Origin of the sequence: Shimia isoporae (genome assembly GCF_004346865.1) — a bacterium.
Classification (GTDB): domain Bacteria; phylum Pseudomonadota; class Alphaproteobacteria; order Rhodobacterales; family Rhodobacteraceae; genus Shimia; species Shimia isoporae.
The window spans coordinates 24476-38318 of the sequence record NZ_SMGR01000007.1 but is presented as its reverse complement, the minus strand read 5'-3'; the positions used below and the strand labels follow the sequence as shown (position 1 = coordinate 38318).

Sequence of the window (13843 nt, the reverse complement as noted above, 5' to 3'; positions counted from 1 at the left end):
AACGCACCCTTTTAAAAACTCTCATCCACTTAAAAACAAAGGCCGCGATGTTTCCACCGCGGCCTCTTCAATCTTTTGCGACATGCGCCTCAGTGGCCCAAAATCTGGCTCAGGAACAGCTGTGTCCGTTCGCTCTTCGGGTTGTTGAAGAATTCTTCCGGCTCGTTCTGTTCCACGATCTGGCCTTGGTCCATGAAGATCACGCGGTTCGCCACCTGACGGGCAAAGCCCATCTCGTGCGTCACGCAGAGCATGGTCATGCCCTCTTCCGCGAGTTCGATCATGGTGTCCAGCACCTCTTTGATCATCTCTGGGTCAAGTGCCGAGGTCGGCTCGTCAAACAACATGATACGCGGCTTCATGCAAAGCGAACGGGCAATCGCCACACGCTGTTGCTGACCACCGGACAACTGACCGGGATACTTCAGAGCCTGATCCGGGATTTTCACCTTCTCAAGGAAGTGCATCGCGATCTCTTCAGCTTCTTTCTTGGGCGTCTTACGCACCCAGATCGGCGCCAGCGTGCAGTTCTCAAGGATCGTCAGATGCGGGAACAGGTTGAAGTGCTGGAAGCACATGCCAACTTCTGAACGGATCTTGTCGATGTTCTTGAGATCGTTGGACAACTCCGTGCCGTCCACGATGATGTCGCCCGACTGGTGCTCTTCCAGACGGTTGATGCAACGGATCAGCGTGGATTTACCGGAACCGGACGGACCGGCGATAACGATACGCTCACCTTCGTGAACCGTCAGGTTGATATCGCGCAGCACGTGAAACGACCCGTACCACTTGTTCATGTTGGTGATTTGAATGGCGACTTCGCTGCCCACGTGCATTTTGGAGCGGTCGATTTCGCGATCAGACATAAGTTCAGACATGATGTGAACTCCTTCTTAGTGGCCTTTGTGCAGCTTGCGCTCAAGCCACTGGGAATATTGAGAAATGCCGTAGCAGACGACGAAGAACAGGGCTGCGGCAAAGCCGAAGAGCTCCCAGTACACGCCGTTCCATTCGGTGGATGCGAGGATCGGGCCGCGGATCATACCCACGAGGTCGAACATCGAAATGACCGACACGAGAGTAGTATCTTTGAAAAGGCCCACCGCCACGTTAACGATGCCCGGGATCGAGATCTTCAACGCCTGCGGCAGAATGATCAGACGCATCGCCTGCGGATAGTCCAGACCAAGGCTGTCAGCCGCCTCATACTGGCCCTTTGGAAGGGCCGCGAGACCACCACGCACCACTTCGGCAATATAGGCTGCCGAGAAGAGCGTGATCATGATCACAACGCGCAGGAACAGGTCAACTGTCGCATCCGGCGGGAAGAAGTAGGACAGCATAACCGACGCCACAAACAACAGCGTGATTAGCGGTACACCTCGCACGAACTCGATGAAGACCACACAGATGCCTTTGATCAGCGGCATGTTGGACTGACGGCCAAGCGCCAAAGCAATGCCCAAAGGCACCGACAAAGACACACAGGTCAGACCCAGCATCATGTTGAGCATGAAGCCCCCAAGGTCTCGACTTGGAACCGCAGGAAGCAACGCATTTTCAGACGCGCCTTCCGGGATCATTGCGCCGCCAAGGGACCACACCAAAAGCGCAATCACGATGGCACCGAAGAAGCCGAGAGCAAAGTTGCTCCGACCAAAGGTCTGGAAAAAGGCTCCAGCCGCAACAAAGCCAATCAGCGCAACCAATGGTGCTAGTATCGTGCCCCCCCAGATCAGCCAGAAGGCAACGAAGGGGAACAGAGCCGTGATGATCAACAGCTTGCGCGGAAGGTCAAAGAACAGCACTGGCGCAATGGCCACCAACATCAGCAGGAACGCCAGATTAGGCCGCCAGTATTCCTCAACCGGATATTTGAACCCGTAGATCAGCTGGTTCCAGCGTTCGGTAAGAACCGAGAAACAGGCCCCCGTCGTGCCGTCGAGTATTTCGCGACACTCCGCGAGCGACGACGTCGTCCACAAACCGTTGAATATCCAAGGCATAGTGGCTTTCAGCACCAGATAGATCAATCCGAGCGCCAGCACGGTCAGGATGGTGTTTGTGACCGAGGAAAACAGGTTTTCGCGCAGCCATTTCACCACACCCGTTTCCCGCGCTGGAGGCGGGCTCTCGGGAATCACTTCGGTGGCGACAAAAGCGATGGAGTTGTTGTCTTGATCAGCCATCTCAGCGCTCCTTCAACTTAACGGATGCGTTGTAAACGTTCATCGCCATAGAGATGAGCAACGACGCGGTGAGATAGAACAGCATCAAAAGCAGAACACATTCGATCGCGCGGCCGGTCTGGTTGAGCGTGATGCCCCCCAACGTTGCGGTGATGTCTGCATAACCCACAGCAATCGCCAAGGACGAGTTCTTGGTGATGTTCAGATACTGCGAGATCAGCGGGGGAATGATCACCCGCAAAGCTTGCGGCAGGACCACAAGGTTCATGACTTTGTTAGGACGCAATCCCAATGCCGATGCGGCTTCGGTTTGACCTTTGGAAACGGCTTGAATGCCCGCGCGTACGTTTTCCGCGATAAAGGCACCGGTATAGATCGAAAGCGCGAACCAAAGCGCGATCAACGGACCACCAACCTTAATGCCGCCTTTGAAGTTGAACCCCTTGAGTTCCGGCACTTCCCAGGCAAGCCCCATGATGAACATCAGGGCAATAAACGGCACCAGCCAGATCGCGAGGTTGATCCAGAGCGTATTGGGGCGAACGCCCGTCTGCGCCTGAGTTTCTGTCGCCCGTGCATTCACAGCACGAGTCGCGAACCATGACCCAATGGCAACCGCCAGAACCACCACCCAGTTAAGCACCGCGTTGCCAAATAGGCCGTTCTCGAAGAACGGCATCGGCACATAGACGCCACGGTTGGTGAAGGCAAACAAATCAAACACCATGCTCGATGTCGCATTGTCCCCGCGGAATTCACGCGGCCCCGGCATCACAGCGGTCATGATTGTGAAGATAATGATAATCCAGATGAGGACCGGAATGTTGCGGAATATTTCCACATAGATCGCCATCAGTTTGGAGACGATCCAGTTATTGGAAAGCCTCAAAACACCGGCAATCACACCAAAGATTGTTGCGGTCACACAGGCCAGAAAGGCCACCAGCAGTGTGTTCAGAACCCCGACAAGGGCGGCACGCGCGTGACTGGACTGGCTGTCATATTCGATCAGGCGCTGGTTGATGTCATAGCCAGCAGGATCGCCAAGAAAATCATAGGAGATATTTAGGCCGGCAGCCCGCAAGTTCTGGATCAGATTGTTGCCCAGATAAAAAATTGCCAACGCCAGCGCGATGGCCGCAATCGCTTGGAACGTGAGCGAGCGGTAACGCGTGTCATTGATCAGCATAGACAGCCGGAACGACTCCTTGGGAGGGTCGGTCAAAGTGGTCATGTAGGATCTTCCCCGTTGCTCGGCCTTGTTTTTGTGACGCCCCACGCGTCCGGCCGATTATTATTGCTGAGGTCGCAGATGCGAAAAGGGCGCGGCTATCAACCGCGCCCTTTCCGTGATGTGTTTAGCGGAAGGGCGGAGAGTAGATCAGGCCGCCATTGGTCCACTGAGCGTTCAGGCCACGGGCCAGACCGATCGGGGTGGACTCGCCGATGTTGCCTTCAAACAGCTCACCGTAGTTACCGCCAGCCATGATGGCTGCTTTGGCCCAACCGGCATCCAGACCGAGCATCTCGCCCAGGTTGCCTTCGGTGCCCAGAAGGCGGTTCACTTCAGGATTGTTGGTGCCTGCAGCCATCTCGCCGATGTTTGCGGAGGTCACACCCAGCTCTTCTGCTGTGATCAGAGCGTTCAGGGACCAGCGAACCACGTCACCCCAGTTGTCGTCGCCATGACGAACCAGTGGGCCGAGAGGCTCTTTGGAAATGATTTCCGGAAGCAGAACGTGTGCGGACGGATCTTCGAAGGTCGCGCGGGTAGCCGCCAGACCAGATGCGTCAGTGGTGTACACGTCGCAAGCACCTGCAAGGTACTGCTGCTGTGCTTCGGCGTTGGTTTCGATCGGAACCGGCTCGTAGCTGATGTTGTTGGAGCGGAAGAAGTCCGCCAGGTTCAGCTCGGTGGTTGTGCCGGTCTGGATACAAACGGTTGCGCCGTCCAGCTCTTTCGCCGAAGACACGCCAAGCTCTTTCGGGACCATGAAGCCCTGACCGTCATAATAGTTCACGCCTACGAAGGTGAACTTCAGGTCGACGTCGCGGCTGAATGTCCATGTGGTGTTACGAGCCAGCATGTCGATTTCGCCGGAAGCCAGCGCGGTGAAGCGTGTCTTACCGGTTGTCGGTACGAACTCAACGGCTTTCGGGTCGCCCAGAACAGCAGCTGCAACTGCGCGGCAAACGCCAACGTCGAAGCCCATCCACTCGCCGTTCGCGTCCGGGGCTGCGAAGCCGACCAGACCGGTGGTTACGCCGCAGTTCAGCTTGCCGCGTGCTTTCACGTCATCCAGCGTGCCAGCAGCAGCCGCACCGGCCGCCAGGCCAGCAACAGTCAGCGCACCAAAGAATACGGATTTTTTCATTTTTACCTCTTCCTGATTACCCGCCATTTTACAGGCGGTTTTAGTAGGCCACTCCCGGCCATAAAGATGATCAAGGATTACACCCCCCTCTCATCATGGGCAGTTTGGGCGCATTCATCGCCAAACGTCAAGAGGTCCATAACGGGATTCAATCGTTGGCCGCACGAGAGGCAAATCGTTCGGAAAGAAAGGCTAATTTGTTAATTTTGCGCCAGTTTATAAAAGCGATTTGCGTGTAGGAACGCTTCATATTTGATCTCTCGCTCCCGCGTTGCCTCTTCATCCGCGCCCCATTGATCTTCCTGCCACTGCTCATCGATCTGCGAAAGGCGCCAGATTTCCTCTGGATCACGCCCACCTCGGAGTGCCGCGAATCCGAGAATCAACGATCCTGAAAGCCCCACAATGTCGTGGAACGCAGCCAACTCGAAGGCATTCAACTCGTGCACCGCAGCCTTGAGAACTTCGAGCGTCGTCTCTTCCTGAGCATGATGCATCACGCCTGCAACCGCCTCCAAACGTGCGCCAAATTCCTGCGCTGCCCAATCGAGCATTGGGTCCCAACCAGCGACTTGCCGGGCGACCAGTTCTTCCGGTGAAGTTGCGCGGTAGCACAGCAAATCAGTGCCGCCATATTCGGCAATCATATCGGCAACTTCAGCGTGTTGGACGGCGACTTTGTCGATAGCGGCATTCGCAGAGCGCGTGACCGGCATGGTGTTCGGGTCGATCTCGTCTACTTGCGCGTCCCATTCTGCGGCGACGGCCTCAGCCATCGCCCTTGTCGGCAACACCAGTGCAGCTTTGGCAGGCGTCTTTACAGTACGCCCATCCAACGCAATGCCAAAACCGCCAGCTACGTCTTCCACCGACGTTTCTTTCCAGAACCGTTTCTTTGCCCAGCCACTCATGCTGTTTCTCCGAATAATTGGCCCAGCGCTTCGTCCAGCGCGGAAAAGTCATCAACCATCGCGCGGGCGCTCTTCAATGCACTCGCCGGATGGTACCCCCAACTAACCCCAAGCCCCGCAACCCCAGCGGCTTGTGCCATGTCCATGTCATAGGAGGTGTCTCCTACCATGACGGCATCAACATGCTCCATACCTGTCTCCGACAAGGCAGCGAAAATCATTGAAGGATGCGGTTTGCTGGGATGATCGTCCGCAACTTGACGAGTTTGAAAGTACCCATCCAGTCCGTGCCCTTCGATCAACTTGTCCAGTCCGCGACGCGATTTCCCCGTCGCAACCCCCAGCAAAATATCGTCCCGCGCCCTCAAGCGGTCCAAGGCAGCACGCGCTCCGGGATATAACGGCGAACTCTCTTTGGTGCCAACTGCTTCTCTGCGTTGCATGTACGTCCGCTTGTAACCTTCCACCAGTTCTGCCCGTACAGCCGTTCCTGCCTGCGGTGCAAGCTTCAGCATGGCGACATCCAGAGACAGGCCTACAATTCCCAAGATCGCTTCACGATCCGGGGTTTTCAGTCCCTGCGCCTCGAATGCTCCGTTCATTGACCCAAGAATGTCGGCCTGGCTATCTACCAGAGTGCCGTCCACATCAAAGATGACCAATTTGAGCCGCATGTTCTGTACCTTCGCGTTGTGATGGTGCTTCATCACGGCGAGGCAAGGAGGTCAAGCTCAGCCGGTGTATGCGCCACTCGAATAGGTCAATTCATAAGAGTGGCTATAGAGTTCGATGATATTGCCGAACGGGTCCTCGCAATAGACCATGCGGTAGGGTTTTTCATCTGGATAATAGTACCGCACCCTTTCCATTCTTTGCTTCCCGCCAAGCTCTTCAATGCGACTGATCCGCGCCTCCATGTCGCTGTCTTGCAAACAAAAGTGGAAAATTCCTGGTTTCCAATATTCAAACGGCGGCGGCGCATCATCAGTCTTGGGAAACTCGAAAAGTTCAATGCCGATCCCGTCCGCGGTCGACAAATGCGCAATCCGAAAACGCCCCCACCCGGGGCCAAATACGTCATCGCACATTTCCCCGATCGCGCTATCATCCTGCAAAACCTCGCTCGGAGGCATCAACAGGTAAAGATCGAAAGCCCGAGTGTAAAACTCGACTGCCTTATCAAGGTCTGGAACTGTTATCCCGATGTGGGAGAATGAAACTGCGGGCATGATGCCTCCCTGAAATGTTGACTGAAATACAAAGCTTGTAGGTACCGAAACAATGACACATGGATACGGTTTCAGACCAGTCAACAATTCAATCAGGTCAGCGCAACTCCTCGAAAGGATCATCCGAAGCAAGATCAGGGGTCCAGCCGAACGTCTCCCATGTCAAAGCCATATGAGGCGGGAGATCCGCATGAATAGTAACCGGTTTGCGGGTCTCGGGATGCTCAAATGCCATTGTTCTGGCGTGAAGATGTAATTTGTTGGAAATAATGCCGCCTAGTTGTGCTCCCCAGCCGTCGCCGAGGTTTTCTTGACCAGAGCCGCCATATTTACCGTCTCCAATGATTGGATGACCAATCTCCGCCATATGCGCGCGTAGCTGATGCGTGCGACCCGTGAGAGGCTCCATCGCCACCCAGCTTGCACGACTCGCCACACGATATAGCGTTGCATATTGAGTGTGCGCACGCTTAGCACCCGGCGTGGCATCAATGTCCCTGGGGTGAACAGCGTGCATCTTTTCACCTTCGCCGCGACGCCCGTGTCCGGGAGCTTTGACAAGACCGTATTTGATTTCGCCCAGATAGGGAGTCGGCACCCCCGCAACGACCGCCCAATAGATTTTGCGGGTTTCTTTGTGACGCAGAGCTGCCGTTAGCGCCTGCGCCGCCTTGCGAGTGCGCGCCAGCAAAAGGACACCGGATGTGTCTTTGTCGAGGCGGTGAACAAGGCGCGGCTTCTCGTCCAGTTCAAACTTCAAAACTTCCGACAAACCGTCCACGTGTTTGCTTTGTTTGCTACCGCCTTGCGTTGGCAACCCGGGCGGTTTGTTCAAGGCTATGACATGATCATCCTTGTAGATTACGCAATCACGGATCATCTTGGCGTCTTTGTCGGACACACGCGTGTTTATTGGTCGCGCAGCCAATTCGCCCGGGGCAGGTAGCGGAGGTACGCGAATTTCATCGCCGGTTTCCAAGCGAGTCGATGCCTTCACCCGTCCGCCGTTGACTCGGATTTCGCCTTTTCGACACATCTTTTCGATGCGCCCCTGACCCACGTGGGAAAACACCCGCTTGAACCAGCGATCGAGGCGCTGGTCTGCATCGGCTTCTTCGATAGTGATGGTCTGAACCCGGCTCATGCAAACACTCCACGTGCGACAAGAACTCCAAGAAACAGAGCTCCCACCGATCCAACAACGGAAAGCGCGACATAAACACCAGCCGCGCCCCATTGTCCACGCTCAATCAGCGTGACTGTCTCAAGTGAAAACGCCGAGAAGGTTGTAAAGCCGCCCAAAAGCCCGGTCATGACCAGCGGCGAAAAATGCGTAAGTCCTCTCTGTGCTGCTGCAACCACGAAAACGCCCATCAAAAATGAGCCAATCACATTCACCGTGATTATCGCGATAGGGAAGCCGCTCAAAGCGCTCGGGCCTATCGCACGTACAATGCTCAGGCCGACAAGATATCGCAACGCCGCGCCTACGGCGCCGCCCAAAGCCACATATGCAACGCTCAGCACGGATCGCTCCTACTGTTTTTTCAATCTTTGGCTACTGAAATAGTCCAATCGCCGTTTGAGTTCCCGCTCGAAGCCGCGCTCAACCGGAGCATACAAAACTGGACGCTTGATCCCCTCCGGGAAATAGTTTTGACCGGAAAAACCCCCTTCGGCGTCGTGGTCGTATTCATACCCCGCACCATATCCCTGCTCTGCCATCAACTGCGTCGGTGCGTTGAGAATGTGTTTCGGAGGCGGCTCTGACCCAGTTTTTTTTGCCATACGGCGAGCTTCCTTGTAGGCCACATAGCCGGCATTGGTTTTGGGCGCCAAAGCAAGATAAATAACCGCTTGAGCCAACGCCAACTCTCCCTCTGGACTGCCTAGGCGTTCGTATGTTTCCCAAGCATTCAGGCAAATGCCCTGAGCCTGGGGATCCGCCAGCGCGATATCCTCACAAGCCATGCGCGTGATCCGCCGAGCCAGAAATCGGGGATCCTCCCCGCCCTCCAGCATTCGCGCAAACCAATAGAGCGCCGCATCAGGGTCAGACCCACGAACCGATTTATGCAGCGCGGAAATCAGGTTGTAGTGCTCTTCGCCGGCTTTGTCGTACTTCGCAGCACGGCGCATAAGGCGCGTGGACAGAGCATCGGTATCAAGCTTGCCATCTACACGCCAAGCCATGACCTGTTCGATCAAGTTAAGGAGAGCCCGGCCGTCGCCATCGGCCATCTCCAGCAAAGCCTCTCTGGCCGGGCCATCCAAGGGCAAAACCCTGTTAAGTTCTCGCTCGGACCGTTGTGCCAAACGCTCAAGATCGGCAAGACTAAGACGTTCTAGGACAAGCACCTGAGATCGGCTCAATACCGCGGCATTGAGTTCGAAAGATGGGTTCTCGGTCGTCGCGCCAACAAGAAGGATCGTGCCGTCTTCCATATAAGGTAAGAAGCCATCCTGTTGTGCTTTGTTGAACCGGTGAATTTCGTCAACAAAAAGAAGGGTGCCTTTGCCGTTTGTCCGGCGTGCTTTTGCAGCCTCAAATACTTTGCGGAGTTCCGGCACGCCCGTAAATATCGCGCTGATTTGTACGAAGTGCAGATCCGTTTCGTCCGCAAGCAGCCGAGCAATCGTCGTTTTTCCGACCCCGGGCGGCCCCCAGAAGATCAGGGACGACAAAGAACCTGACGACAACATCACCCCCAGCGGAGCGTCGGGTCCCAAAACTTGCTCTTGACCGATGACCTCGCCAAGAGTTTTGGGACGCAGACGATCAGCCAGAGGACGGGGCGCAGAGCTTTCGCTCGCGCCCTCGTTCGATCCGTTTCCGGAGTCTGGTAGGTCAAAAAGATCGGCCATAGCCCTCAGAGTCTGAAACGCATAACGACACGTTGCGTGCCGCGCTGAACCTCAAGCGTAAGCCGTTTACTTGCCTTGCGCAAAGCCTGATCCGCCTCTTTGGTTGTGGTGACCTCTTGCCCGTCTACTGCCCGCAATACATCACCGGCATTCAATCCCAAACGCGCGCCGACTGGACCCGGATTTTCGACAACAACTCCGGAGACGTTAAGTGGTAGTCCGAACTGGCCAAGGACCGCAGGGTTAATGTTGGAAATCACGAGCCCTGGAATAGCAGATCGTTTGCCCGCCTCAACAGTTTCGCGGCTTGGCGATTCTGGCGCCGGATTGAGAGCCACTTCGTATGTGGCTTCCTGACCGTCACGCACAACCAGAACATCCGCTTCCTGTCCGAGACCCACCACCGACATGCGGAAAACCATCTCAGCGGGTGTATTTACCGGCTGTCCTTCCACCTCAAGAATGACGTCTCCAGCTTCAAGCCCTGCAGCCTTGAATGGGCTCTCCTCATGCAGATCCGAAACGACAATGCCTCCCGGCCTGTCGAGGCCAAGACCGTCCGCCATGTCTGCGTCTACAGGTTGCCCGAACATTCCGGCCCAAGGGCGCTGAAAACCATCAAAACCCTGTCGTGCCTGATCAACAAATTGTCCCACCAGCTTTGAGGGAATAGCAAAACCAATGCCGTTGGACCCACCCGAGCGAGTGAGAATAGAGGTGTTGATTCCAATAAGGTCGCCGTTCACGTCAATCAGCGCACCGCCTGAATTGCCCGGATTGATAGCCGCATCAGTTTGCAGGAAGTATCCCCGCGCGTTGCCCGTTGCGACCCCAGACCTTGCCAAGCCTGACACGATGCCTGACGTGACAGTCTGACCAACTCCAAATGGGTTGCCGATTGCCAGAACCAACTCGCCTACTTCTACGCTGTCGCTATTGCGCAAACGCAAGAACGGAAGGTCAGTCACATTCTCTATTTGCAGGATTGCCAGATCGCTTTCTTCGTCAGCCAAAAGTACCTTCGCCTTGTATTCGCGACGATCTTTTAGCTGAACGCGGATGTCGGTAGACATACCCACAACATGATAGTTGGACACAACAATCCCGTCTTGCGACAGAATTACCCCTGAACCCAAAGAGTTCTGTACCTGCGGACGTGTGTTTCCGAAGTTCCGGAAAAACTGATCAAAGAAAGGGTCTCCTGAAAACGGACTTTGTCGGGCCTGCACAACTTGTTTGGCGTAAATGTTAACCACAGCCGGCGCGGCTTCCTTCACTAGTGGAGCAAAACCAAGGCTGATTTCGGCTTGGGATTGGGGAATTCTGGTCTCGGCCACCGCGGGCACGGCGATTGCCATCGACAAAGCGATTGCGAGGGGTCGGAGCATAAGTAGGTCCTTTGTTGCTGTGCTCAGGATATGCGGCACCGTCTTGGTGATTTCAACAGGCACAACCCAGCGATGCCGAACTCGGCACAGGATTGCTCGCCAACAAAAAAGCCCCGCCGATCCGGCAGGGCTTCTCACATTCGGCTGAACCGAAAATGACTTATTCTTCTGCAGCTTCTTCAGCCGCGACGCGCGCTTTGTCAGCTGCGCCTTTCGCGTCAATGTCACGATCAACGAATTCGATGATCGCCATCGGCGCCATGTCACCATAGCGGAAGCCCGCCTTCATGATGCGGATGTATCCACCCTGACGGTCAGCGTAGCGCGGACCAAGAACGTCAAACAGCTTGGCGACATACTGGTCTTCCTTAAGGCGCGCAGCAGCCTGACGGCGTGCATGCAGATCACCGCGTTTGGCCAGCGTGATCAGTTTTTCAACGATCGGACGCAGTTCCTTGGCCTTCGGCAAGGTGGTCTTGATTTGTTCATGTTCAATCAACGAACCCGCCATGTTGGCAAAAAGTGCCTTACGGTGTTCGTGAGTACGGTTCAGGCGGCGATAACCACGAGCGTGACGCATTTCATTTCTCCTACTTGCGTTTTTGCTTTGTCTGGCCGGCGATGCGTGTCACCGGCTCTCCTTGGGGCGGAAGGCCCATATCTTCCCCGGCTTACCCGGGCATTTATTGATGGGGGCGAGGTCACCCTCGCCCACAAAATCTCAGAAGTTGTCTTCGAACTTCTTCGCCAGATCTTCGATGTTGTCCGGCGGCCAATCCTCGACGTCCATGCCAAGATGCAGCCCCATGCCAGACAGAACTTCTTTGATCTCGTTAAGTGACTTGCGGCCGAAGTTCGGCGTGCGCAGCATTTCTGCTTCGGTCTTCTGGATCAGATCGCCTATGTAAACGATGTTGTCGTTCTTCAGGCAGTTCGCTGAACGTACGGACAGTTCCAGTTCGTCCACTTTCTTCAGCAGAAGCGGGTTGAACTCGAGGCCATCGTCTTCTTCCTGACGTCCAGCAGATTCTGGCTCGTCGAAGTTCACAAAGATCGACAATTGATCCTGCAGAATGCGCGCGGCGAAAGCTACCGCGTCCTCTGGCGTCACGGACCCATCGGTTTCGATCTTCATGGTCAGCTTGTCATAGTCCAGAACCTGACCTTCACGGGTCGGCTGCACGTCATAGGACACTTTCTTGACCGGGGAATAGATCGCATCGATCGGCATCAAACCGATCGGCGCATCTTCCGGCTTGTTCTTGTCGGCGGAAACGTAGCCTTTGCCAGTGTTGACTGTCAGCTCGACGTAAAGGTCGGCGCCATCGTCAAGGTGGCAGATCACGTGATCTTTGTTCAGAACTTCAATGCCGGCGCTGTCGGAGATATCGCCAGCGGTAACGGCGCCCGGACCTTTTGCAGAAATCGAAAGGCGCTTGGGGCCTTCAACTTCCATGCGCAAGCTCACGCCTTTGAGGTTCAGGATAACATCGGTCACATCTTCACGTACGCCCGCAACCGAGGAGAACTCGTGCAGGACGTTGTCGATCTGAACAGAAGTGATGGCCGCGCCTTGCAGCGAGCTCATCAGTACGCGACGTAGCGCGTTGCCCAGCGTAAGACCAAAGCCACGCTCCAGCGGTTCGGCAATCACAGTTGCCTGACGTGCGGGATCGTTGCCCGGCTTTACTTCAAGCTGGGTCGGCTTGATCAATTCAGCCCAATTCTTGTGGATCATGCGTCCCTCCATACTTGTCCAGATTCCATGTCCAAAAAATCCAGACGCCCGAGGTTTCAAAATGACGAACTGGGGCCGTGAGTATCACAGCCCCAGGGTAGTAATGCTGTCGCTTAAACGCGGCGGCGCTTCGGCGGGCGGCAGCCGTTGTGCGCGATCGGGGTCACATCACGGATCGAAGTGATGTTGAAACCGATTGCAGCCAGCGCGCGCAGTGCAGATTCACGGCCGGAACCGGGACCCTGCACTTCAACTTCCAGCGTCTTAACGCCGTGATCCTGAGCTTTTTTGCCTGCATCTTCCGCAGCCATCTGAGCAGCATATGGGGTGGACTTACGGGAGCCCTTGAAACCCATGGTGCCAGCAGAGGACCAGGAAATTGCGTTGCCCTGAACGTCAGAGATCAGGATTTTGGTGTTGTTGAACGAGGAGTTCACGTGCGCAACACCAGAAGCGATGTTCTTACGCTCTTTTTTCTTCGTACGAGTCTTATCGCGTGCCATTGATCAAACCCTCCCTTACTTCTTCTTGCCGGCGATCGGCTTCGCAGGACCTTTACGGGTACGTGCGTTGGTGTGGGTACGCTGACCGCGGACCGGGAGGTTACGACGATGGCGCAGACCGCGGTAGCAGCCGAGGTCCATCAGACGTTTGATGTTCATCTGCACTTCACGACGCAGGTCACCTTCAACGGTGAAGTTCGCATCGATGTGCTCACGGATAGACAGAACTTCTGCGTCGCTCAGTTCATTCACACGACGGGTTTCGTCGATTTTGACTGCGGTGCAGATTTCTTTGGCAGAAGCTGGGCCAATGCCAGTGATATAAGTCAGGGCGATCGGGACCCGTTTGTGGGTCGGGATGTTTACGCCGGCAATACGTGCCACGTGTCACTTTCCTTTTCGTTGCGGTTCCGTGGTTCCAGAACCTTTTTTCACAACGTAAGCCCGACGCTTTTGAGCGATCGGGCCTCAGCTGATCAGGTGATCTTGCAGGATGGGTGCGACCCTCCGGCAAAAATTTGATTCTCTATTAAGAGATGGCGTGATTTACGGATGATTCAGGGGGGTGTCAACACCTCCCTTTCAGTAAAAAGAAAACCCCGCCATTCAGGCAGGGTTTCGACATTGCTGGTCAAAGCGGGC

The 13843-nt window shown here is 55.4% G+C and carries 15 protein-coding genes; all 15 read right to left on the bottom strand.

Features of this window, described 5'->3' with window-relative positions; genetic code table 11:
* Window positions 1–89 precede the first annotated feature (89 nt).
* The 15 genes from BXY66_RS20210 to rpsM all read right to left on the bottom strand — a co-directional run bounded on the left by BXY66_RS20210 (window position 90) and on the right by rpsM (window position 13585).
* A complete protein-coding gene (locus BXY66_RS20210) occupies window positions 90–881 on the bottom strand; it encodes an amino acid ABC transporter ATP-binding protein (RefSeq protein ID WP_132862225.1) in 792 nt (263 codons plus the stop codon).
* A 15-nt stretch (window positions 882–896) separates the two neighbouring features.
* The gene (locus BXY66_RS20205) at window positions 897–2192 is read right to left on the bottom strand and encodes an amino acid ABC transporter permease (protein WP_132862224.1); all 1296 of its coding nucleotides are present in this window, start codon (window positions 2190–2192) and stop codon (window positions 897–899) included.
* 1 nt (window position 2193) lies between these two features.
* Window positions 2194–3426: an amino acid ABC transporter permease gene (locus BXY66_RS20200; protein WP_132862223.1), complete on the bottom strand. Its 1233-nt coding sequence runs from the start codon at window positions 3424–3426 to the stop codon at window positions 2194–2196.
* A gap of 124 nt (window positions 3427–3550) precedes the next feature.
* Window positions 3551–4567 (bottom strand): amino acid ABC transporter substrate-binding protein, encoded by a 1017-nt coding sequence (locus tag BXY66_RS20195; RefSeq protein ID WP_132862222.1) that lies wholly within the window; start codon window positions 4565–4567, stop codon window positions 3551–3553.
* A gap of 200 nt (window positions 4568–4767) precedes the next feature.
* A complete protein-coding gene (locus BXY66_RS20190; protein ID WP_132862221.1) occupies window positions 4768–5478 on the bottom strand; it encodes an ATP12 family chaperone protein in 711 nt (236 codons plus the stop codon).
* Window positions 5475–6152, bottom strand: a complete 678-nt coding sequence (locus tag BXY66_RS20185) for an HAD-IA family hydrolase (protein WP_132862220.1) — start codon at window positions 6150–6152, stop codon at window positions 5475–5477. Before BXY66_RS20185 ends, BXY66_RS20190 begins: the two co-directional genes overlap by 4 nt.
* Before the next feature lie 57 nt (window positions 6153–6209).
* The gene (locus BXY66_RS20180; protein WP_132862219.1) at window positions 6210–6707 is read right to left on the bottom strand and encodes a lactoylglutathione lyase family protein; all 498 of its coding nucleotides are present in this window, start codon (window positions 6705–6707) and stop codon (window positions 6210–6212) included.
* A 97-nt stretch (window positions 6708–6804) separates the two neighbouring features.
* Complete coding sequence (locus BXY66_RS20175; protein ID WP_132862218.1) at window positions 6805–7851, bottom strand: RluA family pseudouridine synthase; 1047 nt, start codon at window positions 7849–7851, stop codon at window positions 6805–6807.
* Complete coding sequence (gene crcB, locus BXY66_RS20170; RefSeq protein ID WP_132862217.1) at window positions 7848–8234, bottom strand: fluoride efflux transporter CrcB; 387 nt, start codon at window positions 8232–8234, stop codon at window positions 7848–7850. Before crcB ends, BXY66_RS20175 begins: the two co-directional genes overlap by 4 nt.
* A 9-nt stretch (window positions 8235–8243) precedes the next feature.
* Window positions 8244–9572: a replication-associated recombination protein A gene (locus BXY66_RS20165; protein WP_132862216.1), complete on the bottom strand. Its 1329-nt coding sequence runs from the start codon at window positions 9570–9572 to the stop codon at window positions 8244–8246.
* A 5-nt stretch (window positions 9573–9577) separates the two neighbouring features.
* Window positions 9578–10960: a Do family serine endopeptidase gene (locus BXY66_RS20160; RefSeq protein ID WP_132862215.1), complete on the bottom strand. Its 1383-nt coding sequence runs from the start codon at window positions 10958–10960 to the stop codon at window positions 9578–9580.
* 160 nt (window positions 10961–11120) lie between these two features.
* The gene (rplQ, locus tag BXY66_RS20155; RefSeq protein WP_132862214.1) at window positions 11121–11540 is read right to left on the bottom strand and encodes a 50S ribosomal protein L17; all 420 of its coding nucleotides are present in this window, start codon (window positions 11538–11540) and stop codon (window positions 11121–11123) included.
* Window positions 11541–11681: 141 nt separating this feature from the next.
* Window positions 11682–12698 (bottom strand): DNA-directed RNA polymerase subunit alpha, encoded by a 1017-nt coding sequence (locus BXY66_RS20150; protein WP_132862213.1) that lies wholly within the window; start codon window positions 12696–12698, stop codon window positions 11682–11684.
* Between the two features lie 113 nt (window positions 12699–12811).
* Window positions 12812–13201, bottom strand: a complete 390-nt coding sequence (gene rpsK / locus BXY66_RS20145) for a 30S ribosomal protein S11 (RefSeq protein ID WP_093325885.1) — start codon at window positions 13199–13201, stop codon at window positions 12812–12814.
* Window positions 13202–13216: 15 nt separating this feature from the next.
* Window positions 13217–13585, bottom strand: coding sequence for a 30S ribosomal protein S13 (rpsM, locus tag BXY66_RS20140; protein ID WP_132862212.1), 369 nt, complete (start codon window positions 13583–13585; stop codon window positions 13217–13219).
* Window positions 13586–13843 lie beyond the last annotated feature (258 nt).

Excerpts from the sequence above, each read along its gene's own strand:
- BXY66_RS20210 (WP_132862225.1), bottom strand. The coding sequence starts at position 881 with ATGTCTGAACTTATGTCTGATCGCGAAATCGACCGCTCCAAAATGCAC.
- BXY66_RS20205 (WP_132862224.1), bottom strand. The coding sequence starts at position 2,192 with ATGGCTGATCAAGACAACAACTCCATCGCTTTTGTCGCCACCGAAGTG.
- BXY66_RS20200 (WP_132862223.1), bottom strand. The coding sequence starts at position 3,426 with ATGACCACTTTGACCGACCCTCCCAAGGAGTCGTTCCGGCTGTCTATG.
- BXY66_RS20195 (WP_132862222.1), bottom strand. The coding sequence starts at position 4,567 with ATGAAAAAATCCGTATTCTTTGGTGCGCTGACTGTTGCTGGCCTGGCG.
- BXY66_RS20190 (WP_132862221.1), bottom strand. The coding sequence starts at position 5,478 with ATGAGTGGCTGGGCAAAGAAACGGTTCTGGAAAGAAACGTCGGTGGAA.
- BXY66_RS20185 (WP_132862220.1), bottom strand. The coding sequence starts at position 6,152 with ATGCGGCTCAAATTGGTCATCTTTGATGTGGACGGCACTCTGGTAGAT.
- BXY66_RS20180 (WP_132862219.1), bottom strand. The coding sequence starts at position 6,707 with ATGCCCGCAGTTTCATTCTCCCACATCGGGATAACAGTTCCAGACCTT.
- BXY66_RS20175 (WP_132862218.1), bottom strand. The coding sequence starts at position 7,851 with ATGAGCCGGGTTCAGACCATCACTATCGAAGAAGCCGATGCAGACCAG.
- BXY66_RS20165 (WP_132862216.1), bottom strand. The coding sequence starts at position 9,572 with ATGGCCGATCTTTTTGACCTACCAGACTCCGGAAACGGATCGAACGAG.
- BXY66_RS20160 (WP_132862215.1), bottom strand. The coding sequence starts at position 10,960 with ATGCTCCGACCCCTCGCAATCGCTTTGTCGATGGCAATCGCCGTGCCC.
- rplQ (WP_132862214.1), bottom strand. The coding sequence starts at position 11,540 with ATGCGTCACGCTCGTGGTTATCGCCGCCTGAACCGTACTCACGAACAC.
- BXY66_RS20150 (WP_132862213.1), bottom strand. The coding sequence starts at position 12,698 with ATGATCCACAAGAATTGGGCTGAATTGATCAAGCCGACCCAGCTTGAA.
- rpsK (WP_093325885.1), bottom strand. The coding sequence starts at position 13,201 with ATGGCACGCGATAAGACTCGTACGAAGAAAAAAGAGCGTAAGAACATC.